Source organism: Flavobacteriaceae bacterium GSB9, from assembly GCA_022749295.1.
Lineage (GTDB): Bacteria > Bacteroidota > Bacteroidia > Flavobacteriales > Flavobacteriaceae > Flavisericum.
On the sequence record CP062007.1, the window covers coordinates 945,485 to 968,473 of the forward strand.

Below are 22,989 nucleotides of genomic sequence, written 5' to 3' on the forward strand. Positions count from 1 at the left end.
GTTGTTCACTTAATACCTACCGGAAAATGCTGCAACATTTTCCGGTTTTTATTTTATAAAAAAGGTGTATAAGTGATTGTTTCTGTAGTGTGGTTTTTCAATGTCGCATTTTGTTTAGTTGTTTTAAAAGTTTTTAGTTAGTTGATATAAATTATGTTGTCTTTAGTTTTGTATTCAATATTGTAGCTTTCTTTAAAGTAGCTCAACACATTCTCTAGTGGTTCTTCTTTAAAACTGGCATTAAATTTTTCTTCTTTAAGTGCCTTATTTAAAATAACTATTTTCCTATCGTAATGACGTTCAAGCTTTTTAACAATATTTTCAAAAGGCATATTTCTAAAAAAGAGCTCGCCTTGCATCCATGAGGTGTAAATAGTAGTATCTACCTTTTGGGTTGAAATTCTCTTGGTTCCTTTGTTTATCGAGCCTCTCATTCCCGGAACAAGCGTTGTGCTTTGGTTTACCGATTCCTTATTGGCAGACATTTTCACAGAACCCTCAATCAAAACAACATCCGATAAATTATCTTCTGGATATGCCGAAACATTAAACGTGGTTCCCAATACTTGAACTTGTATGTTATTGGAAGTTACAACAAAAGGATGTTCAGCATCTTTTGTTACATCAAAATGGGCCTCACCGGTTAAGTAAACGTTTCGTTTTTGTCCTTTAATAAATTTTACCGGATATTTCAACGATGTTCCAGAATTTAGGAAAACAGTTGTTCCATCAGATAGTTTAACACTAAAACGCTTACCATAAGGTATAGTTAAAGTATTATACACAAGAGCCCTATGCTTCTGCTCATCATCATAGGTTAATTGTTTACCATGTTGCAAGCCTATTACATTACCTTGACCATCGGTAAGCTGGTTATTTGCTTCTGCATTTAAAATTTTAATATCGCCGTTTTCCATTTCAAGTACAATACTTCCAGGAGGAACAACTGTTTCTTCATTTGAACTAAAAAAACTGCTACGGGTAACTAAGTAGCCTATACCCAAAAACAAAACCGCTAGTGCAGCATATTTAACAAACGGAAATCCAATGCTTAAATATTTTGTCTTTGTCGTTGATTTGGGAGTTTCAGTACCTAAATGCCTTTTTGTTTTAGACACTATTTGCTTCCAAGCCAAATCTTCATCAACGGTTTCTAAAAACCGTAATTTACTCGAGGTTTTGTAGACTCTTAAATATTCAGTAAATATTTCTTTGTTTTCCGAAGAAGCATTAATCCAATCGCTTAACTGCTTGAATTGGTCTTCTGAAATGCTCTTATTAAAATAAGATGAGATAAGTTTGGGTATGTCAGGGGTGCTTTTCATTATTGCAATAAATAATATGTTCTATATTAATACATACATATACTATATTAACATAATTGCAAAAACTAAAAAATGGGTGACAAAAAAATGAACTTTTTATGAAAAAAGTATCAATATTATAATTCCAATAGAGTTTCTAAGTTGCTTTAAGGCCCGTGAATAATGAGTTTTCACAGTATTAACACTAATATTATACTGTAACGCAACTTCTTTGTATTTTAGGTTATCTAGCACAATCGCTTTAAAAACTTCTTTGCTTTTTGGTGGTAATTCTTCTATTTGATTGTGCAGTTTTTTCTTTTCCGCTTCTAAATTAGACTTATCGAAATCAAACTCTTGAATAAAACTACAAGCCTGCTCTTCTATTTCTTCAAAACGATATTTTGATTTTTTCTTTAATATTTGCAGGGTGTTATTTTTAACCGCAGTAAAAAGGTACGGCCCTAAAGCACTTTCTAGTTTTATGTACAATTGTTCGTCCCAAAACTTAACAAACAAATCCTGAACAATATCTTCGGCCAAATCAAAAGAATCACAATATTTTAAAGCGTATGTGGTTAGCGGTACATAGTAAAAATCGAACAACTCCCTAAAGGCACCTGTGTTACCTTGCTTTAAATTGTGAAGTATAATTAAATCTTTTTCATTCATCCAGAAAACCTTATTTTCTAATTCTTGGACATTACATCCATCTATATACCTAAAACTGTAAAAAAAAAATATACTATGCCTTCTATAAAATTGCTCTAATCAAATAACTTTGGTTTTAGTTTGTCGTTACCGTTTTTTGTCTTGTAAAATAGAACTCCAACTTAAATAAAATTGATCTACGTCCGCCCCATTTTTATCCGGAAGATAACTTTTTAATACTTCTGAAGACGGTTTTGGAAAATCTTCAAACCGTTTCCAATGTTTTGCACCTAAACCGGCCATTAAAGCTGCACCCCATGCCGACACATCGGTAATACCCATATTGGTGATTGGCGTTTTTAATAAATTGGTCAAAAACTGCATTAAAAACTGGTTTGCAGTTATGCCACCATTAACCTTTAATTCTTTAAGTTTTGTTTGAGTTTCTTCTTCTATCGATTTAATAACATCTTTTATTTGAAAGGCAATAGACTCCAATGCTGCACGAACTAAATGTTCTTTTTTTGTTCCAAAGGTTAAGCCATGAATAGAGGCTTTCCATTCCTTTTGCCAATAAGGCGCACCCATGCCACTAAACGCAGGAATTAAATACACGCCTTCATTACCCTGTAACGAAGTGGCCATTACCTCTATTTGATCATATGAAGAAAAAATGTCCAATTGGTTTTTTAGCCATTCTATGGTAGAGCCACAGCTCACAATAACACCTTCTAGGGCATAATTCACTTGACCATCAATACTCCATCCTATAGTGGTGAGCATACCATTTTCGGTTTGTTTTTCTAATTTTTCGGCATTCCATAAAATTGACGACCCCGTTCCCAAAGTTGCCTTGGCCGTGCCATTTACAAAACATGCCTCGCCAAAAAATGCGGCTTGTGAATCGCCTATCATTCCTGTAACGGGCAATGGTTTTGCAAAAACACCTTCAAAATTGGAATCACCAAAATGGTCTGAAGAAAAAGTAACTTCGGGTAAATTCAGATTTTCAAGGTTAAAATCCTTTACAAGCGATTGGTCCCAATCCAAATCATAAATATTATAAAACAATGTGCGAGAGGCATTGGTATGATCTGTTTTATAACTTTTGCCGTTAGTCAATTTGTATAGCAACCAAGTATCAACTGTTCCAAAATAAGCGTTACCAGCTTCAATGGCTTCTTTAACTTTAGCATTATTTTCATTTAGCCAAATAACTTTTGTCGCTGAAAAATAAGGGTCGATTGTAAGCCCTGTACTGGCGTTTACTTTCGATTCTAAATTCTTTTCTTTAAGTGTTTCACAAATAGCATTTGAACGTTTACACTGCCAAACCACAGCATTGTGCAACGGAGTTCCATTTTTATCCCAAAGCACAAAAGTTTCTCGCTGATTAGAAATCCCACAAGAAATAATATGGTCTTCTTTACCTGGAAATTGTGCACGAAATTCAGAAATACATGTTTTTACAGCCTCTATAACACTCTGATATATTTCCTGAGGGTCTTGCTCTACAAAACTGGATTTTGGATAATACGATTTTAAAGGTGCAGTGCCTTTAATAACCACGCTTCCTGATTCATCAAAAATTATGGCTTTTGTACCGCTAGTACCTTGGTCTATGGATAAAATATATTTTTTCGACATTTTTTTAATTTGAAATAACGGACAATTGATGTTATTTGAGGGCTTTTATTCGATGTAAAACGATAAAGATCTAAGCTATGTAACAAAAGGCTAAACATTCAGTAACAAAACCGTTGTTTAACCTTCTATCAATATTTTTTTTGCTTTAATCAGCAACGATTAAATTTTAAGCAGTTTTTTACCAGTTTCAAAAATACCTTCCGTTGAAATACCGTAGTGATTAAAGATTTCAACCTGAGAACCCGTAACGGTATACTCATCGGGAATCCCCATAATCTTAAACGGATTTTTATAACCATTTTGAAATAGGTGAGAAGCGCAAGCTTCACCCAAGCCGCCATTTACCATATGCTCTTCAACCGTAATGATTGGTCGGCCGTTTTCAGCCAATTCCTCCAATAATTTTACATCAAGTGGTTTGATGGTATGCATACTTACCACAGTAGCTTTAACGCCATGCTCGTCTTCTAATTTTTTAGCCGCAGTCCACGCCGGGTATACGGTTTCACCACATGCCACAATAGCCAAATCGTCACCTTCGCTAACCACACGGCCCTTTCCAAACTCAAAAGATTGATTGTCTTCGCCTAAAAACGGCATCGCTTTTTTTCCAAAGCGCATATAAACAGGCTTACCGTGTTTGGCTGCCAAACGCACAGCCTGTTCAGTTTCAAAATTATCGGCAGGTGCTACAATTGTAATATTGTTTATGGCTCGTAAAGCTGCATAATCGTGTAAACTGTGATGCGTAGTACCTAAAGCACCATAACTCACCCCAGAACTGATTCCGACTAAAACCAGAGGGTTGTCTGAATAACAGACATCATTTTTAATTTGTTCTAAGGCACGCGCGCTTAAAAAGCAAGCTGGAGATACAGCAAAGGCTTTTTTTCCTGCGGAAGCCAAACCCGCAGCCACACCAACTAAATTCTGTTCGGCAATACCAACCTCAACAATTTGCTTCGGAAATTTTTGTCCGAATGGCACTAATTTTCCTGAGCCACGCGAATCGCTGGTTACCGCAATAATATCTTTATCAGTTTCAGCCAAAGCTTGCATCGTTTCTGAAAAAACGATTTGGTTGGCCTCACCCATTTTTAAATCTTTCTCTTCTATTTTATCTAATTCCATAATTTTTTAGATTGAAGCTTCTACCTCGTTTAATTCTGAAAGTGCCTTTTCGTATTGTTCTGGACTTGGTACACCGTGATGCCATTTTATATTACGCTCCATATAGCTTACCCCTTTTCCTTTAATAGTATGGGCAATGATGAAATTGGGCTTTCCTTCTTCCAACGGACCATTATTTAGAGCTGCTTCCAATTCCTGAAGGTTATGGCCATCAACTTCCTTAACCGCCCAACCAAAGGCCTCCAATTTTTCACGAACCGAATCGGTGTTCATCACTTCAGAATTATCTCCTGTAATCTGCTGTTTATTATAATCTAAAATAGCGTAAAGGTTATCCAATTTGTAATGCGCAGCCGAAAGAAAAGCTTCCCAGTTGGAGCCTTCGGGCAACTCACCATCACCCAAGAGCGTAAAGACGCGATGCGATTTACCGTCTAATTTAGCAGCAATAGCCTCACCAACACAAATAGGCAGCCCATGGCCAAGAGCACCCGTGTTTTGCTCTACACCGTTCACCTTTTTCGTAGGGTGACCAATATAATGCGATTGGTACTGGCACAGGGTTTCTAAATCGGACATCGGGAAAAACCCCCTATCTGCCAAGGTGACAAAAAGCGCTTCAACACAGTGTCCTTTACTTTGAATGTACCTATCCCTATCTGGATTTTTAAAGTCGTTCGGATCAATATTCAAAACACGGTTATAAAGCACGTTCAATGTATCAACACACGACAAGCTTCCTCCTGTATGTCCCGCCTTGGCATTATAAATATATTTTAAAAGGCTTTTCCGAAGAAAAACCGATTTTAACTGTAATTCTTTATCTGTCATTGTTAAAATGATTAATCGTTATCCTTTATGGTTGTATATTTCCCAACCCATATAGTTACCTAGCGCCTCCTCAAGAATAGCTCCTGTTTTTGAAGCATTCATTACCACATGGTGTTCAAAACCGTTTCGGCAAACATGGTTCATCAAACCTTGTAAATCTCCTATTTGCGCAACCGCTCGGTTACCAAAAGTGTTTAAAGGGTCATCGGTCAATTCACCTTCTCCAAAATAAGCTTTAATAATACCTTTGGGGTCATCGGTACTTATTCTTCCATAGGTCAAAGGCATGGCAGGAGTTCGTCCGTCCAACGCTCCGTAAGTGTTTTCAACACCTACCGAGGTTCCTAAAATGGGCGCATTACTTATCTCGATATCCGGCAAGAATGATTTTGCCCAGTTTCCGCAATGGAAAAGCACACATTTTTCTGGGTCGTTAGCGTAGTTGTTGTTCCAGTCTACCAAGGCACTTGGTGAACCCGAAGCCAATTGCATGGCGTACATACTCAAAGTACCTGTTACGTCAACCTCACAAGCCGATGGCAACATGTTTTCAGACATGATACTCATGCTGGTACACACGTTGCATCCATAATTTTGCTGTAACGACGTCCAACATTGAATTGCTGTGGCATCCAATTGATATTCCTCAACATACTCTTTTAAAACCACATCCAGTTTTGCCATTTGAATCATTGCAGCATCTGGCGTTTTACCCTTTGGCGCATAAGCATTTATGGATTCGATATGTTGTTTTACCGAGGCATCGTCTTTTGAAAGCTTTTCTGCCTTTCCAAGAATTTCAGATAAATCAGCAGTTACTACAGTAATGCCATTTCTTTGTAATATTTTTTCTGAAAAACGTACCGTATTAAATGCGCCTGGACGTGCCCCGATAGCTCCAATTCTAATATTTTTCAATCCTTTTACAACGCGGCAAACAGCTAAAAAGTCTTTTAAATTTTTTTGAAATGCTTCCTCTGAAGGAAATGACACATGCTGACTTGTTAATGAATATTTTATCCCGTATTGATACAAGTTATTGCAAACTGAAATTTTACCACACCATGAATCGCGACGGTTAGCCACATTCATTTTAGACAATTCGTCTGGGTAGGCCTGAATTAAAACAGGCACGTTTAAATTAGCCAATTTTAAAGTATCGGCCACACCTCTTTCATCTCCAAAGTTGGGCAATAACACTAAAACACCTGCCAATTCTTCGCTGTGTTTTTTAAACAGTTCGGCACACTTTTGAGAATCCTTGTACGTTTCAACACCACCCAACTTTGTATCTGTCGTTTCCAACAAAATGGGATTAATGTTCAATTTTCCAAAAACTTCGATAATTTCTGTTCTGGCTTTTTCAACTAAACTATCTGGGAAAAAATCGCGATTTCCGATTATTACTCCAATGCTTAATGCTTCTTTTGGCATGTTATTTATTTTAGTTTATTTATATTTTTTTATATTTCGTTAAAATTAGTAAACAAATAATCATCTGCATTTACTTTTAAACGCTGGTCGATTATATAAAGTAGTTCTTCATTAAGCTATAACCACTTCAATTTCATGTCTTTTAAATACGTTTTTATCTTCTACCTTTATGGTGAAATCTGTGATAAGATAATCAATTAGCGACAAGGCACCAAGACTGGCCAAAGCTGTTTTGCCTATTTTGGTACTGTCTGCAACCAAATACGTTATTTCTGCAGCATCAATCATTGCTTTCTTTACCACCAAATCGCTGATACTGGGGTAGGTTAACCCTGATTTGAGCGATATTCCGGCAGTGGCTAAAAACAACTTCTGAACATTTAACCCCTCAAAAAAATCGGCTGCTTTTTGCCCTGTTAGTGATAAGGTTGGCGGCTTAAATTCACCGCCAGTCATTATAACATCAATGCCCGGTTCTGTACCCAACATCAATGCAATATTTAAGGCATTGGTTATCACGGTTAAGTTAGTATACCCCTTTAACTTTTTTGCTATTTCTGTTGTAGTACTTCCTGAATCTAAAATAATGGTATCGCCACTTTCAATAAAATCCAAACACTTTAAAGCTATGGCTTCTTTGAGCTCTAAATTCTCTTGATTAACTAATGAAAAGTTCTTTACACTATCTTCAATATCCTTTAGAAACGCCCCTCCATGCTCTCTGATTATCAAACCTTTAGATTCTAGTTTCTCTAAATCTTGCCTAATAGTCACTTCTGTAACCTTGAATAACTTGGCTAAATCCACAACTTTTGCAGAACCATCTTCGTTCAGTAGTTCAATTATTTTTTCTCTTCTTTTATTAGGTAACAAAGCCATAATACAAATAAACGAAAATAATCGAAAATAAAAACAACTTTAACGTACACTATTTAAATATAATTCTAGCATAGTATACCCATCCTTGCCTGTATAGTTTCTATCCTCGGCATGATTTGGGTCGAGCCCGTTTTTGTTTTCCCACATGTCAGGCATGCCGTCATGGTCGGAATCTTTTGGGGCCGGTTCACTTTTTAACTCTGGCCAGCCTCCTACATCCTCTTGCGAATCAATGATTCCTGTCTTTTCGGAAGTGTTAACAGCTTCAACAATATTTTTATATCCCTTTCCTTCATAAGTTGCAAAACCACCCTTAACTTCTTCAATTATACGAGTATCTAGCGGGTCTCTTTTAGGTAATCTTGCACCAGCTTCCTGCAACACGAGTCCATAAGCCTTTTCCGCAGATTGTTCTTTTATGGGCATGGCATCCCAAGGTGCATCGATTTTAACACTATCTAAAACAATATCGGTTTGTACACCGCCATTCCAGTTATCGGCTGAAACCATTTCATTTCCTTCTACCATATTCTTTGCAACATACCATTTACCAAAATCATCAATTTTATTCCTAAAACCTGGATTGGCAATTCTATAAGAGACTTCACCCGGTTTTGTAGCAGGCCCCGGTTTGTAATAGTTGGCTACAATATTGAAGGTTGAGAAATTGAATTTTTCATTGCCCTTTTGGTGTGCCTCTCCACCATATAAACTTTGATACCCCCAATTATAGATTACATTATTTCTGTAGTCGGTATATCCAGAACCTGATGCCATTCGAGGATTACGACTGGAATGGTGGGCCAATAAATTGTGATGATATGTTCCATAATTAGAACCCCAGATGCCTCCAAAACCATGAGCGCCCTTTTCGTGATTAGAGCCGCTTAAACTTTCGGAAATAAGGCACCACTGCACTGTAATGTTACTACAATGGTAAATAGACATGCATTCGTCAATACTCCAGCTTGCTGAAACATGGTCTAAAATAATGTTGTTAACATATCTTGAAGATACCGCATCGTAATCTTTACCAGACACATCGCCCGGCCTTATCCTAATATAACGAATAATTACCTCATCGGCATCGATGCTTAAAGGGTGGTTTTTAAAACAAATACCGTCGCCCGGTGCGGTTTGACCAGCAATGGTAATGTAAGGGTTTTTAATCCGGATTGGGCTTTCCAACTCTATATTCCCAGACACCCTAAAAACAACTGTACGTGGCCCTTCTGCCTCAACAGCCGATCTTAAACTTCCTTTACCATTGTCATTTAAATTAGTGACTTCATAAACATCACCACCTCTTCCACCTTTGGTATATTTACCATAGCCTTCTGCCGATGGAAAAGCCAATTGCCCCTTTTGCCTAACATCAGCCAAAGCAATATCGTCATAATCTGCTTTTTGACTTTTCTTATTTGAATGACACGCTACCATTACCATTAAAAGCATCACATTGAAAATTAGTTTTTTCACCTTTTGTTTGTTTAGATTCAATTATTCTTTTGGCCATTCACTTTTTAAAAGAAAATGAAACGTACTATTACGCGAATTACTTTTTGTTGGTTTTATTTCTATTTTATCGTTTTGTATGAGACGAATAATTTCGGCCCCCGCATAAAGTACCGGACCATAACCATGGGTAGCGTAAACACTTCTTCCACGATGATAATAATAGGTGTTATCGTGGGCAAATGTAGTGCCTTCGCAAGTACCGTCAACGGCGCCATTATCTAAAACCCTTGTCTGAGTAGCATTCCAACCAGTTAAAGCTATTGGACCGTAAACATAATTAATCCAACCTTCGTTAATCCCTTTGGCTATAGCAAACGTAAACATGGCCGTGCATGAGGTTTCTAAATAGGTGTCGGTTTTATCCAATAAATTATGCCAAAAGCCCGTTCCATCTTGGAGATTGGCTAAACTACGAACCATAGAACGGTACAAGTGTAACACTTTTTCGCGTCCTTTATACCCTTCAGGCAATACACTTAAAACTTCTGCCATAGACATTAACACCCATCCATTGGCGCGCCCCCAATAAAATCGAGGGTCGTAATCTCCCGAAGTAACATTCCATCCGTGGTCGAAAATTTCTTCTTTTTCAATATACAGATAACTTGCCATTTGAAGCACCTGCTTTACCGCATCGTCAAAATATTTGTGGTCTCCAGTAAGCACACCCATGTTAACTAAAAACGGGACACTCATATACATATCGTCTGCCCAAACCGACTGATATTGCGGCCTGTTTCGAGCCAAAGTACCGTCATCCAAACGGTATTGATTGTTTGAAATATGATCTGCCGTACGGTAGATTAAAGGCAAGTATTTGTTGTTTTTATGTTTTAAATAGGTTTTTATCATGGCCGCAGAAATAGACCCACAGTCATCCAATGCATGGAAATTTAAAATTCTACCCCACCCTCCAATTTTTTCTTTATGAATCTTGCCCTTATTTTCCTTAAAATACGGTAAATTATCAACTACATAGTCATAAAACTTTATATTGTTACTGAAGAACGCATCGTCGTCAAGTACATTATCAATATACTCAAAAGCCGAAAGCACCACACCATGCGTATAAGACCACTCACTAGACAATCCTTTTGACGGTACAGCATTAATATTGAACGATTTAAAATCGGTTATTTGATTTCCAGTTTTGGAGTTGATTATAGTTTGATTACTAGATTGTTCATAATACGCTCTTATCTTGTTCAGCACTTCCTTCACAATCTCAACACTCGGCATGGTATACGGAATTTCATATTCAGGAATTCTACCACTTAATTTTTGCTGTGCACAAATTGTTGTGGTAAAAACAATAATTAACACAAGGTTTATTACGAAATGTCTTTTCATCTTTAATTTATTTAAATTTTTGACTATTTAGTTTTCAAAAGAGCAGTAATTACTTTAATTGTTAAGCCATTTCCAGCGTTTTGCCCAATCCATTAAAAAGGCTTCACGATGTTTCGAAATGGTTTTCGCCCCTTGCTGGTCTTTTAAAAATAAATCATCGTCTGGGCGGTCACCATACCAGTTTTCACCCAAAACATAATCGTCCTTATCTTTTTTACCCGGCCATGGTTTGATGCTTACATATTGTCCAGTATGGCCATCCAATTCAGGGATGGTACTCGAGGTTTTATAATTGGCTGTTTCTGGTTTTTTGGATGAATATCTGGTGGCGTAAACACCGTTGCCCAAATAATACCCAGGCCAAATTTGGTTTGAAATTTCCATTGTAAAGCATACAGAATCCTGAGGAATATCCAATTCTGGCCCTTTAAAACGCCATTCTTGAATGCCGTACGCTTTTACGGTATCAGCAATCGTACTTTTACCTTCAAAAATGGTACGCGAACTGTGGTTGATTTTAACAAATTCACCACCCCAACTTTCGGTAGTCGGATCATCGGGATTCCCACTCATAACATAGGCCAATGACGGTGTATCACCCATTTTAATACGCCCTTCGTAGTAATTCATAAAATCGGTGCCCATGTTGCCCACATTTTTAATATGGTTTTCAAAAAAGGCATTGGCCTTTAAGTGTTCTGGAGATTCCGAATCCATAAACCAGCCCCGATACGTGGCGTTATTTTCAATCATCCAAAGGTTCGGATGATTTTCGGCAATGTAGGCATACGCATTGGCTCCCCACTTTTTATTCGGACCGCCAATCCAGTACACCCTTATTTTATCTTCAATTTCAGGAGCATCGTGCAGTGCTTGGGCCACATCTTCAATACCGCCCCAAACCAGCACCCATAGCGGTTGGTCGCTTTGCTTTTTCGCGCAGTTAATTATCCAATCCGATCCTTCGGAAGATTCACGATACCCTTTATACGGTGCCTCTTTAGTGGCGCCTTGTTTGGTTACAGCCCTTAAGTCATCTGGATTGGGCAAATCTGGAGCATGTGCTCTTAACTTCGGAAAATCTTTTTCATAAAGATTAATCATTTCAAAAATATTATTAGTAGTGCCCGTTTGGAAAGAAGTGGACACCAATCCCTCAATTTGAAATTCGTTAGCGTACATCAATAGATGAATCATCGACTGATTGTCGTCAGCGTCCGTACCCCCAATATCGGTACTAATTAAAATTCGAGGTTGAGCTTTTTTAGGTTGAGTTTCCCCACAACCATACAGCATTCCGAAGAAAATCAAAACCACAATCCGAAAAGATTGTTGCTTAATAAAATTATTCATTTTGTTTAGTTTATTGGTATCGGAAAGCAAATCAAACACTTACACAAACACAAATAAATAAAAATAAATGAAAACAAACGAAAAATTAATACTTTTTATTCTGATGTGTTTTTCTCGCGTTGCTTCCGCCAATAATTCGCCAATACAGACCCAGAAATGTTCATCCACGGGCTAAACACCGCAGCAGCCAAGCCTAAAGTAGCCAATTTACCCATAGCTCCTGCCAGTCCTGAAGCCATTCCACCGTTTTGCAAACCTACTTCAAAAGCTATGGTTTGGCTTTGTTTTTTATCCAAACCACCGGCACGACTTATCCAATACCCAAAGATATAACCAGCAGAATTATGAAGTATAGCTGCAAAAAATAGTAAAACACCTATTTCGATTAAATTATCCCGGCCTGCCGCCGTAGTGACCAAAGTAAAATAAACAATACCAAACATAGAGAACAACGGCATAAAATCGTCAACCTTGGGTAGCTCTTTGTATAAATAATGATAAAGAACCCCTACTACAAAAGCAGCGCATAGAAAGTTTAAAATTTCGATGCCTGCATTGGCTTCTCCAATAATATTGGCGCCAAAGAATATCATAAACAACAACCATAAGCCACAAAGAATGGAAATCGTTTTTATAGTATTTTGAATCTTATGTCCATAGATTTTCAAGGCATCATGAATCATAGCGGCCGTTAATGGCACCAAAACGATTTTTACTATATTCATCATCATGCTGAAAAAATCAATTTCAATGAAGGTTCCAGCGAACATTTTCATCAAAAATGTCGTCATAAGTGGTGCCGTTAACGTTGAAATGGCCGTAACCGTAACCGATAAAACCAAATCACCTTTAGCAATATAGGTCATTACGTTAGAAGCCAATCCGCTACTGCACGAACCAATAAGCACAATTCCTGCAGCTATTTCTGGTTCAAAACTAAATACTTTTGCTATTATAAAACCAACGATGGGCATAATGGTAAACTGACAAAGCAAGCCTACCAAAACACCTCGGCCTGACTTTTTAATGCCCACAAAATCTTTAATGCTCATTTGGGTGCCCATTCCAAACATTACTAATTGAATAATTATTAAAATGAGCCATTTATTACGCAAATCGATGCCACCAATATTTAAAAAAGTATTGGGATAGACCAGTCCTGCCGCTACAGCAGTAACAATCCAAAACGTATATTGGTAACCAGAAAGCGATTTTAAAGCACCTACACCTACAGAAAGACAAGACAAGCCTAAAACCAATCCCAGTTTACTGAGCCAAACGACGTCCAAAAGCCATCCAATACAAGAAGTGAAAATTAAAAGAATAGCAAAATAGAAGACGTATTTACGCATAGTTTTTAGTTTAGTTGGTTTGGTTTTATTGAGACGAATTGGTCTAAAAAGTAACAAATAAACGTCATTGCGAGAAATTTTATTTCTAAGCAATCACATAATCAGAATCTTGATTTTTAAAGATTCCTTCACGCTGTTCGGAATGACGTTTTTTTAAACAGGCATTAAAAATAATCTTCCGACAGTTTTTTCATGGCAATGGCTGGACTGGCCAAAATAGGCACGACTTTTTCATCGTCACTTAATCCATCAACTACACGAGACATCGAGGCTTGCGCCAAAACAATCACATCGACCTCTTTCATTAATTCTTTTAAAGCAGAAGCTACCATCTCATCATGCTTTGCACCGTCTCCGCTCATTAACGCTTCAAAGGCACCATCACATAATTTAGAGGTAATGTTAACGTTTTTTCCAGCCAATTCCGCTCTGCGCTTTACCAAATCGGTGGTCGGCTCTAAAGTGGTTGGCAATGTTGCTATCACTCCTATTTTATTACTGGTTTTTACGGCTTCATCAGCCATCGCTTGATCCACGCGAATTACAGGTACCGTACTCAAAGTAGCTGCTGTTTCAATGGCAACGCCAATAGACGAACAGGTTACCAAAATAACATCGGCACCGGCGTCTTCGGCCGCTTGCACGTGCTGAACCACACGTGCTGCTGTATTGGGCTTTAATTCGCCTTTTTTAATAACATCTTTAATCAAACTGTCGTCAACAATATTGAATGTGTCGACGTTTTTTAAATAGTCGTTAGTTAGTTGCTGAAACAAAGGCACTAATGTTGCCGATGTATGCACAAATCCTAATGTTTTTCCCTTCATAATTTTTCTCCTTTTAATACTTTTATAAAATAATCTTTTGTTCCTACTTGACCGCCCTTAAAGTTAAGCTCGAGTCCGTTTACCAAATCGTCATCCGAAATGGCTTTACAAAGCGGGGCACCTGGTGCCAATGGCGCTATCATTTGCAATGCTGAAATATTTAATTCTGAAGCTGCATAGCTCGATGTATCGCCTCCAGCAAACAAAATGCGTTTTAAAGAAACCTTCTTTAAAACCTGCTTGGTGATTTGCCCTAAAACAAAACCATAGTTAGAACTACAAGCATTTTGAATGTCTTCGGAAGGCACATTTTGTACTTTAAAAATATGTTCCGTTTCTAAAATTCTTGGATCATCAGGACCTTTGCTGGTATGTAAAACCACACTTTTACCATTTTTGACATGCGTCTCTATTCTGTCTACCGTCTCATTTATAATTTTATTTTGAACGGAAGTACTCACGGCACTACTTCTCAAAGCAATTTCTTCAAAACCAGAATCCACCGCAAATTCAATTTGCCCTTGAGTGACTGGCGAACAACTGCCCGAAAGCACTAAAATAGGCCCATTCTCTCCACGGTTGTCAAATTGTTTTTCTCCATCAATAACACCTTCCTTTTTCCATGCCAACCCAAGTGCCATGGCTATTCCGGAAGACCCCACCGAAAACAAGGGCTTCTCGTTTGCATATGCATTAAAAACATGACCAATGGTTTCTAAATGTGATGTATTCAAACCATCAAAAAATAAGATTTCTGAATCGTTATTATTAACTTTAGAAATCACTTGCATTTTCCCTTCTTCAATTTTTGTTACGTTAACCAAACTTATCGATTTTGAAGTTTGCTTGGCCAAATGCAATCTTAAATCACCTTCCAAAGCTGGTGTAACGGGATGTTTACTCATGGAGGGATGGCGATCTATTCTATAGATTTCACCATCGCCCGACGTTCCCATTTTAGCAAACAAATTGCCAAAAACACAATAGCGCCCTAAATGCGGTGCTGACGGCGATACAAAAACTGTTTTTTGCTCAAACACGTCACTACCTATTTCTATGGCTTTTCCCATATTGCCCACGTGTGGTGCAGAATCAAAAGTGGAACACACTTTATAGTGAACATGCTTTGGGCCGAAATCTTTCAAAGTCTTAAAAACAGGAAACAACTCGTTTTTCATCGCTTTTGGTGACATAGAACGACTTTTGCCTGCCACTCCTACCGCTTGGATATCAGGAAACTTATCTAAATCTTTAGAAGACGGTTTCTTTAAAAACAAAACAGTGTTTATTCCGGCTAAAGTCAAAAATTCCAAAGCATCCGTAGAGCCCGTAAAGTCGTCACCATAATAGGCTAATAATAAGTCGTTATTGTTTGCCATTATTTAGAAAATTTCTTTACCGAAGCAGCAAATTCTTCATGTTTTTTTGCGGTTTCCTCTAGAGACAAACCGTCCACTGCGCCTTTCCAAGCTTGTTGCAAGGCCGTTACTCCTGCTTTTGGCCCCATAGGATGCGCTAAAATGCCGCCACCCGCCATATAGAGCAAATCGGTAGTTTGTGTTCGTCTGTAAGTTTCAAATGCTTGTCCACCCCACTGACCAGAAGATACCACTGGCAAAATTTTATCATCGCCAAACATCGGCATTAAACATGATTTTATGGAGGTTACTACCGAATCGTCCGATTCCCAAAATTTATTTTGAATACCATTAACGTGCAGTTGATCTACCCCTGCCAATCGCTGAATTTTTTGGTAAGCTGGAAACTCAATTCCCAACAATGGGTGCCTGTTCAACATACCCCAACCATTACGGTGTCCGTGGATGGCGAGTTCACCTCTATCGCATATTTTTTTTGTTCCTGCCAAGCCTACACTATTGATACTTATCATGGCGCAACTACCGCCTTCCTTTACAACCGTATCATAGTTACGTTGCATTTGGTCGATTTCATCTGATATATTGAAGGCATACATCACCTTTCTTCCTGTTTTCTGCTCACTATCACAAATCACTTTCATGATAGCTTTTACACGCTCCTCAAAAGGTGAATTGGCCGCCGAGCCCATCAACTCATCATCCTTTATAAAATCAATACCGGCTTCAATAAGCGAACCTACCAATTTGGCTGTTTCAGCGACCGACATACCAATGCTGGGTTTGATAATCGTTCCGATCATCGGTCTATCGCCAACACCACAGGATGCTTTTGACCCTTTTATTCCATATTTTGGCCCCGAATAATGTTTTTTAAACGAATCTGGCACGTCTAAATCCATTAATTTTAATCCTGTAAACTGACTGATTTCATACAAATTACCCTGTAAGGTACTTACCATAACAGGCAGATTGTAACCAAAATTTTCAATCGACCAGCTCACCTTAACTTTAGCCCGTTGGTATTTTTTCCCTAGGATACTATTTCCGGGGATGGAAGGATTATCGGCTACATCAAGCAATTGTAAATCCTCCACACGCGCCGCAAAACGTTGCTTTAATTCTTCCGTTTCACCTGGAACGGAAACAAAGGTGCCCGACGATTGTTCGCCGGCCAAAACCGCTGCTGCATGTTCTACATCGTACGGTGTTTCAATATAATATTCTGCAAAAATTCTTTCCATTACTTTTAATTCATTGTTACTTCAATGGTTTCTGACGGCAACCCTTCGGATGACGCTACCAATTTAATATTTTCTGCCTTTCCGTTAGATTGTATGATTACTAAGCATTTTCCATTATAAGCTTTTCTGTAATTGGTTTTGAAAGGCTCTAAACTGGCTTGGTAACCATTATCGACACCTACAATTTTTCCGCCACCAGAAATCTCAAAGTTAACAAGGTTATCTGCTTTTGGCACTAAATTTCCGACATCATCCAATACGTTTACGGTTATATAAACCAAATCGTAGTTGTCGTTTTTAATGCTCTCCTTATGCGCTTTCATTTCTAATTTTGAAGCTGCTCCTGCGGTATGGATTTCCTTTTCCAAAACCACGTTACCGTTTTTTCTAGAAATAGCCTTTAGCTTTCCTGCTTCAAAAGGTAAACGCCACATCACGTGCAAATCGTCGTTTTCTTTTGATTTTGTCCCTAAAGATTTACCGTTTAAAAATAATTCCACCTCATCGGCATTATTGTAATAAGCCCAAACATCAACTTCCTGACCTTGTTTCCAGTTCCAATGTGGAAAAATATGCAGCACATCCTTATCACTCCATTCACTTTGGTACATGAAATACACATCTTTCGGGAAACCAGCCAAATCGACAATTCCAAAATAGGAACTGCGCGCCGGATACGGATACGGAATAGGCTCGCCAATATAATCGAAACCTGTCCAAATAAAAGTTCCTGCCATATAATCCAGTTCTTTAACCGTTTTCCAACTTTCTTCGTGGGTAGCACCCCAATAAGCCGACACTTGGTCGTAGGCTGAAACGGTTAAATCGTCATTGCCATCAAACGGTTCGTTGTGGGCTGGTGGCCAACGTTTAATTTCTGTGGAAGGCAAATCGTAATGGCCACGGGTTTCTAGCGCAGAAACACTTTCTGAAGCCAATATTTTTTCACCTTTAAACTTTTCGGGAAAATCGTAATAATCTTTGTGTTTGTAATTGAAGCCCAACAAATCCAACGCACCGGATTGGTAAATAAAGTTTTTCTCCACCACATTTTCGGTCAGTGCGCAAGTTACGGGTCTGGTTTTGTCCAAATCTTTTACAATGTTTACCAATTTTTTGGTCAGGGCAATTCCTGTACTGTCAAACTGTTCGCGGATTTCGTTACCAATGCTCCACATCATTACCGACGGATAATTTCTGTCGCGCTTCACAAAATCCTTCAAATCCTGCTCATGCCAATCATCCCAATACATATTGTAATCGGCTTTTACCTTTTTCTTTTTCCAAACATCAAACGCTTCCACCTGAACGATAAAGCCCATTTCGTCGCACAATTCTAACAATTCCAAAGAGGAAGGGTTGTGCGACACGCGAATGGCATTAGCGCCCATATCCTTCATTATTTGAAGTTTCCGTTTAATAGCCGCATAATTGGCTACAGCGCCCAAAGCCCCATTATCGTGGTGCAAACACACCCCGTGGATTTTTGTTGGAACACCGTTTAAAGAAAAACCTTCTTCGGGGTCAAAATTAAAGTAACGGAAGCCCAACGGTGTTTCGTAATTATCAACCAGCTTATCATTTTCGTAAACCTTGGTTTCAATTTTATATAAATACGGGTTTTTGGTATCCCATAAATCCGGATTTAAGACTTCAAAATTTTGAGGTATTTTCACAAAAGCGTGCCCTTTTATTTTACCTTGATAGGGTGATTGAGCCACTTCAATGTTATCTGCATTTAAAATTGAACTTATTACTTTAAAATCTTTTTCAGAACCAGTATCATTTTGAAGCGTTACCTCCAAATTAACAGTGGCCTTTTCCTTTGAAACTTCCGGAGTTGTGGCGTAAGTGCCCCAATGCGCTACGTGCAGTTTTTCAGCAACTACCAAACGCACATTTCTGTAAATACCCGACCCGGAGTACCAACGCGAATTGGGCTGTTCGGAATTATCAACCTTAACGGCTATGATGTTTTTCGCTTCTCCGAAATTTAAATGCTCCGACAAATCGTAAGCAAACGAAATATAGCCGTTGGGACGTATGCCCAAATATTCGCCATTAATCCACACTTCACTTTTTCGGTAAATACCGTCAAACTCGATAGAAATGGACTTATTTTTATAATCGGCGGGCAGTTTAAACGTCTTTCGGTACCAAGCAACCCCCGTTGGAAGTGCCCCTCCTTCAGGTTTTGCAGGATGGCCTTCACTAAATTCGCCTTCAATACTCCAATCGTGAGGTAAATTTAGCGTACGCCAATTTTCAGCATTAAAAGTGGAATCGATGGCTTCTGGAAAATCACCAATGCTAAATTGCCAATCGAAATTAAAATCTTCAACAATCCTAACTTCCTTTTCTTCGGATTTGTTACAGCCAGTTATTAAAGTTAGAATACTTAGTATTAATAAATATCGCCTCATTATATTTTATTCAATTTGTTTTTTGTCTATTATAATCACTATTATTTTTCGTCATGCCGCACCGATAGCTATCGGGATCGTTTTGGCATCTTTATTCTTTTTACTGAAATTCAAACGATTCTATTCGCAAGCCTTTCATTTGGTTAGATTCTAAAGTAATTTTATAGGTTCCGGCATTGATAAACCCGCCAGAGGTTGTATTTAACAATTTCCATTTGTTGGTTCTCACTGGAAATTCTATATCGTCATTTCTTAACAAAATGCCATTGGCATCTTCAATTTTCAACCGCACTTTTACAGGGTGGTCGTTCATATTCATATAGCGATAACGCATTAAATAAATATTGGCAACCCCTGGATTTACAGTAAATGTAATACTGTTTTCTGTATTTTCGGTAAACTCGATGTAATCGCTTTTCTTAAAAAAGGCCTTTTTAACACCACTTCCAGTAGTTATAGTGTTTTCAGCTTCAAGTTTTACAATAGGCCTATTGTCCTGCTCTTCCATGGAATAGGTTGGTACAACGGCAATAGAATACATCTTACCATTTTCTTGGCGCCCCAAACTAAATTTTTCTCCTTTACTCAATTCTTTTGTAAAAACATTAAAATTTGTACCTGACGAATTCTTTACTGTATCTGCTGTTTTTTCAAATCCTTTTAGCCAAGGCAATGAAGTTTCAGAAAACACATAAACATTTGAATCTTGTCTTAATGTGAATGACCCTGAACTCGTTTTTTCTGAATTTGAAAAACGTAAATAATCAGCACCATAAACTTCGGGCGGTAATTTTATAAAACTAATGTCAGAACCTACATATTGCTTATCGGTGATATTCAACCACGATGCTTGTTCATATTTTCCGTTGGCAGACACATTCAAAATGTTTTTTGAAGAAGATTGTGCCGGCTTTGCCTCTTGGTTTCTTGTTGAAATGGCTATAGCTGAAATCACCGCCTGCCCAGAGGCCTGCTTTGGAAAATTGATGACTATTTTTCCGTCTTTACTTTTTACATTGTAAACTCTCTTTAAAGCAGTATCGTGCCCCACTTCGCTCCAAATATCGATGTTTTCTTCAACCGTTTCGTTGTTTATTGCTACATCGAAAATACGCCATTCATCACAATTCATGCCACCACCAGCGCCATACCAAGGCTCAACGAAAAATAGTTCCACTAGGTAATCACCATCAGACACTGGGAATTCATATTTTAGTTTATCAGCACCATATCGAAAATCTTGGAAAAGCTTCCAGTCTTGGGTGTTTTCAATGGGGTCGTAAATAGTTCTTTGGCTAGCGTAGAAAGCTGGAAGGTTTTCAAAATCGTCCGTCCACGATAATGACCCCCATGCATTATCGTCTGTTTTGTGGACATCGGCCAACCAAATGTTCCCATTGGCATCTGTATAGTCAGGACCACCACAGTTTACACGATATAAATAATTGTTCCCTGTTTCAGGTTTTAAAATTTCATTGGATTCACTTACTAATTTTCCAAAATTTGGAGCTTCTGGTAAATTATCTAAAACAACATAATCTTTTGCTACCACTTTTCCGTTTACGTAACCTAATGCATACAGCACATTGTGGTTTACCTTAACATTATTCCATTGGAAATGTTTTCCTAAACCAGGGTTTTTCAGTTTTCCTAACGAAGCATTTTCGAAATCGTTGAACAGTTCCACCTCATCACAATTAGAATAGACATCGATGCCATTTTTAACTCCTGCTTTATTCCAACGGTTAGGCCAAGAGTGGGATACAATGTACACCATGGGTTCTTTTTCTTTATCCACATAATTGGCGCGGTACATATAGAAAGCATCGGTAGGTTCACCCCAAATAGAAAACAAGCCTTTGTAATTTACAGGGCCTACTTTATCGATGTCACGATAACCTTCACCATTTTGCGAACGCCCCGGATTTTCATGCGAATATAACAACCAATGGTACTGCCCCACAATTTTATCGCTTACCGATTCGGCCTCACGGACTTTTATTTCCATCAATTGGGCAAAACGGTTTTCGCTGTATTTCCCTTTTTGGTCGAACTCGCCTTCTGTATGCAGATCAACCGAACGCCATGCGCCATACTCGCCATTCAACAATTGCTCGGTCATTTCTTCACCGTAATTATACGGGTCGCCGCCATAGGTCCCCGACCAATTTTGTATCACGTTCCAATCCGTGCCCTGTCCGCCATTACAGGTCGTAACAATGCGTTGCTTGGCCGAGGTTGGGTCGAGTTCACGAATAATTTGTGTGCACTCTTCGGCAAATTCCTTTGGGATGGTACTTTCGTTCTGCAATCCCCACATCACGATAGACGGGTTGTTTCTTCGTTCTTTAATCCATTCCCGTAAAAGTGTTTTGAAGTTTTCTTTAAACTCGGGCGTATCGTACCAAATATGTGCCGAAAATTGGCTCCAAAATAAAATACCTTCCTCATCTAAATGCTTCTGATAGCGTAAATTGTGTGGTTGGTGACCTTCTCTAAACGCATTGTAACCAGCGGCCTTAATTTGCTCGATTCTCGTTTTCACTTCTTTATCGGAAAAAGCATGGCTTTTCCCTATTAAATGTTCGTACTCGCAGGTACCGTTTATAAAAATGGGCTGATTGTTTAAAAAGAAACGGTTGTCTTCACCCTCTCGTGTCACTGGCCAACTGGCCCAACGAATACCAAAAGGTGTCGTTAAAGCATCAACTAAATTTCCGTTTTCATAAATTTTTGTTGAAAGCTTATAGAGATACGGATTTTCGAGCGACCACAGTTCCGGATTGGAAAACTCGGGTAACGTTTGTTTTAATTCCTGTACACCGGAAAGGTTTTTAATTTCCGTTTCCACTGAAGTTATTTTATCGCCATCACGATTTAAAAGGGTGTTTTCAACGGTGATATTTTTTTCTGAATTACTGTAATTTTTTAGTTCAGTCGTTATATGAACCAGTGCTTTCTCCTTTGAAGTTGATTCGTCATTCCACACATGAACCCCGAACGGCTCGATTCTTATATCGTTGGTTACCACTAAAGAAACAGGTCTGAATATCCCCATAGGTTGCGAACCTTCCGAAAAGCCCCATTCACCGGAACACCCACCACAAACCCAAGGTAAATCGGCTATAAATGCGGGGTGCTCTGCTTTTACAACAATGGTATTTTCTGAATCAAAATTAATAGCTTCAGAAATATTAAGGGTAAACGTCGTTCTGCCGCCTTTGTGGCTGCCTACTTTTAGTCCGTTGACCCATACCGTAGCATAACTTCCCACGCCCTCAAAAAATAAAAAGTGTTGTTTTTCGGAATTCGCCTTATCCAGTGACAACGCTTTTTTATACCACGCAGTACCATGCAAATTTCCATGTTTCATACGGCGGTAACCATAATACTGGTCCCAATTGTGAGGCACGGAAACGGATTTCCAAACGCTATCAGTTTGTAAATTGTTTACAAATTCTGTTTCGGGTTGTTTTAAACTATCCAAATGGACGGTTTCCCAATTATCGTTAAGAGAAATTTCCTTTCTAACCGTATAAACATCGGTGTTGGTGTTACAGGAAACAAAGCCAAAAAAGGCTATAAGAACTATGTATTTAAACTTCTGCATCATTAAAATAAAATTCAACTTTCTAATTATGGGATGGTGAAAAGACCCTTCGACTGCGC

Annotated in this window: 16 protein-coding genes; all 16 read right to left on the minus strand. The window is 38.4% G+C overall.

Going from position 1 to position 22,989, the window contains the following annotated elements:
* Positions 1-137: 137 nt before the first annotated feature.
* The 16 genes from GSB9_00826 to GSB9_00842 all read right to left on the minus strand — a co-directional run bounded on the left by GSB9_00826 (position 138) and on the right by GSB9_00842 (position 22,933).
* The gene (locus GSB9_00826; GenBank protein ID UKM64279.1) at positions 138-1,325 is read right to left on the minus strand and encodes a DUF4974 domain-containing protein; all 1,188 of its coding nucleotides are present in this window, start codon (positions 1,323-1,325) and stop codon (positions 138-140) included.
* Positions 1,326-1,421: 96 nt separating this feature from the next.
* On the minus strand, positions 1,422-1,976 hold the full coding sequence (locus tag GSB9_00827; GenBank protein ID UKM64280.1) for an RNA polymerase sigma-70 factor: 555 nt from the start codon (positions 1,974-1,976) through the stop codon (positions 1,422-1,424).
* 126 nt (positions 1,977-2,102) lie between these two features.
* Positions 2,103-3,602 (minus strand): glycerol kinase GlpK, encoded by a 1,500-nt coding sequence (glpK, locus tag GSB9_00828; protein UKM64281.1) that lies wholly within the window; start codon positions 3,600-3,602, stop codon positions 2,103-2,105.
* Between the two features lie 159 nt (positions 3,603-3,761).
* Positions 3,762-4,733 (minus strand): hypothetical protein, encoded by a 972-nt coding sequence (locus GSB9_00829; GenBank protein ID UKM64282.1) that lies wholly within the window; start codon positions 4,731-4,733, stop codon positions 3,762-3,764.
* A 6-nt stretch (positions 4,734-4,739) separates the two neighbouring features.
* Positions 4,740-5,564 (minus strand): transketolase, encoded by an 825-nt coding sequence (locus tag GSB9_00830; GenBank protein UKM64283.1) that lies wholly within the window; start codon positions 5,562-5,564, stop codon positions 4,740-4,742.
* 18 nt (positions 5,565-5,582) lie between these two features.
* Positions 5,583-6,998: an L-fucose/L-arabinose isomerase family protein gene (locus GSB9_00831; protein UKM64284.1), complete on the minus strand. Its 1,416-nt coding sequence runs from the start codon at positions 6,996-6,998 to the stop codon at positions 5,583-5,585.
* A gap of 111 nt (positions 6,999-7,109) precedes the next feature.
* Positions 7,110-7,877, minus strand: a complete 768-nt coding sequence (locus tag GSB9_00832; GenBank protein ID UKM64285.1) for a DeoR/GlpR family DNA-binding transcription regulator — start codon at positions 7,875-7,877, stop codon at positions 7,110-7,112.
* 39 nt (positions 7,878-7,916) lie between these two features.
* The gene (locus GSB9_00833; GenBank protein ID UKM64286.2) at positions 7,917-9,356 is read right to left on the minus strand and encodes a pectate lyase; all 1,440 of its coding nucleotides are present in this window, start codon (positions 9,354-9,356) and stop codon (positions 7,917-7,919) included.
* 21 nt (positions 9,357-9,377) lie between these two features.
* Positions 9,378-10,745 carry a glycoside hydrolase family 88 protein gene (locus GSB9_00835; protein UKM64288.1) on the minus strand — a complete coding sequence of 456 codons (1,368 nt, stop codon included), beginning with the start codon at positions 10,743-10,745 and terminating at the stop codon, positions 9,378-9,380.
* 54 nt (positions 10,746-10,799) lie between these two features.
* Entirely contained in the window at positions 10,800-12,098 is a 1,299-nt protein-coding gene (locus tag GSB9_00836; GenBank protein UKM64289.1) for a DUF1593 domain-containing protein, read from the minus strand.
* Positions 12,099-12,193: 95 nt separating this feature from the next.
* On the minus strand, positions 12,194-13,450 hold the full coding sequence (locus GSB9_00837; GenBank protein UKM64290.1) for a bile acid:sodium symporter family protein: 1,257 nt from the start codon (positions 13,448-13,450) through the stop codon (positions 12,194-12,196).
* A gap of 164 nt (positions 13,451-13,614) precedes the next feature.
* Positions 13,615-14,277: an aspartate/glutamate racemase family protein gene (locus GSB9_00838; GenBank protein ID UKM64291.1), complete on the minus strand. Its 663-nt coding sequence runs from the start codon at positions 14,275-14,277 to the stop codon at positions 13,615-13,617.
* A complete protein-coding gene (locus GSB9_00839; protein UKM64292.1) occupies positions 14,274-15,656 on the minus strand; it encodes a hypothetical protein in 1,383 nt (460 codons plus the stop codon). Before GSB9_00839 ends, GSB9_00838 begins: the two co-directional genes overlap by 4 nt.
* Positions 15,656-16,897, minus strand: a complete 1,242-nt coding sequence (locus GSB9_00840; GenBank protein ID UKM64293.1) for a ribulose-bisphosphate carboxylase large subunit family protein — start codon at positions 16,895-16,897, stop codon at positions 15,656-15,658. The genes GSB9_00839 and GSB9_00840 overlap by 1 nt, the downstream gene beginning before the upstream one ends.
* 5 nt (positions 16,898-16,902) lie before the next feature.
* Positions 16,903-19,320 (minus strand): DUF4982 domain-containing protein, encoded by a 2,418-nt coding sequence (locus GSB9_00841; GenBank protein ID UKM64294.1) that lies wholly within the window; start codon positions 19,318-19,320, stop codon positions 16,903-16,905.
* A 100-nt stretch (positions 19,321-19,420) separates the two neighbouring features.
* Positions 19,421-22,933 carry a malectin domain-containing carbohydrate-binding protein gene (locus tag GSB9_00842; GenBank protein UKM64295.1) on the minus strand — a complete coding sequence of 1,171 codons (3,513 nt, stop codon included), beginning with the start codon at positions 22,931-22,933 and terminating at the stop codon, positions 19,421-19,423.
* Positions 22,934-22,989: the final 56 nt, after the last annotated feature.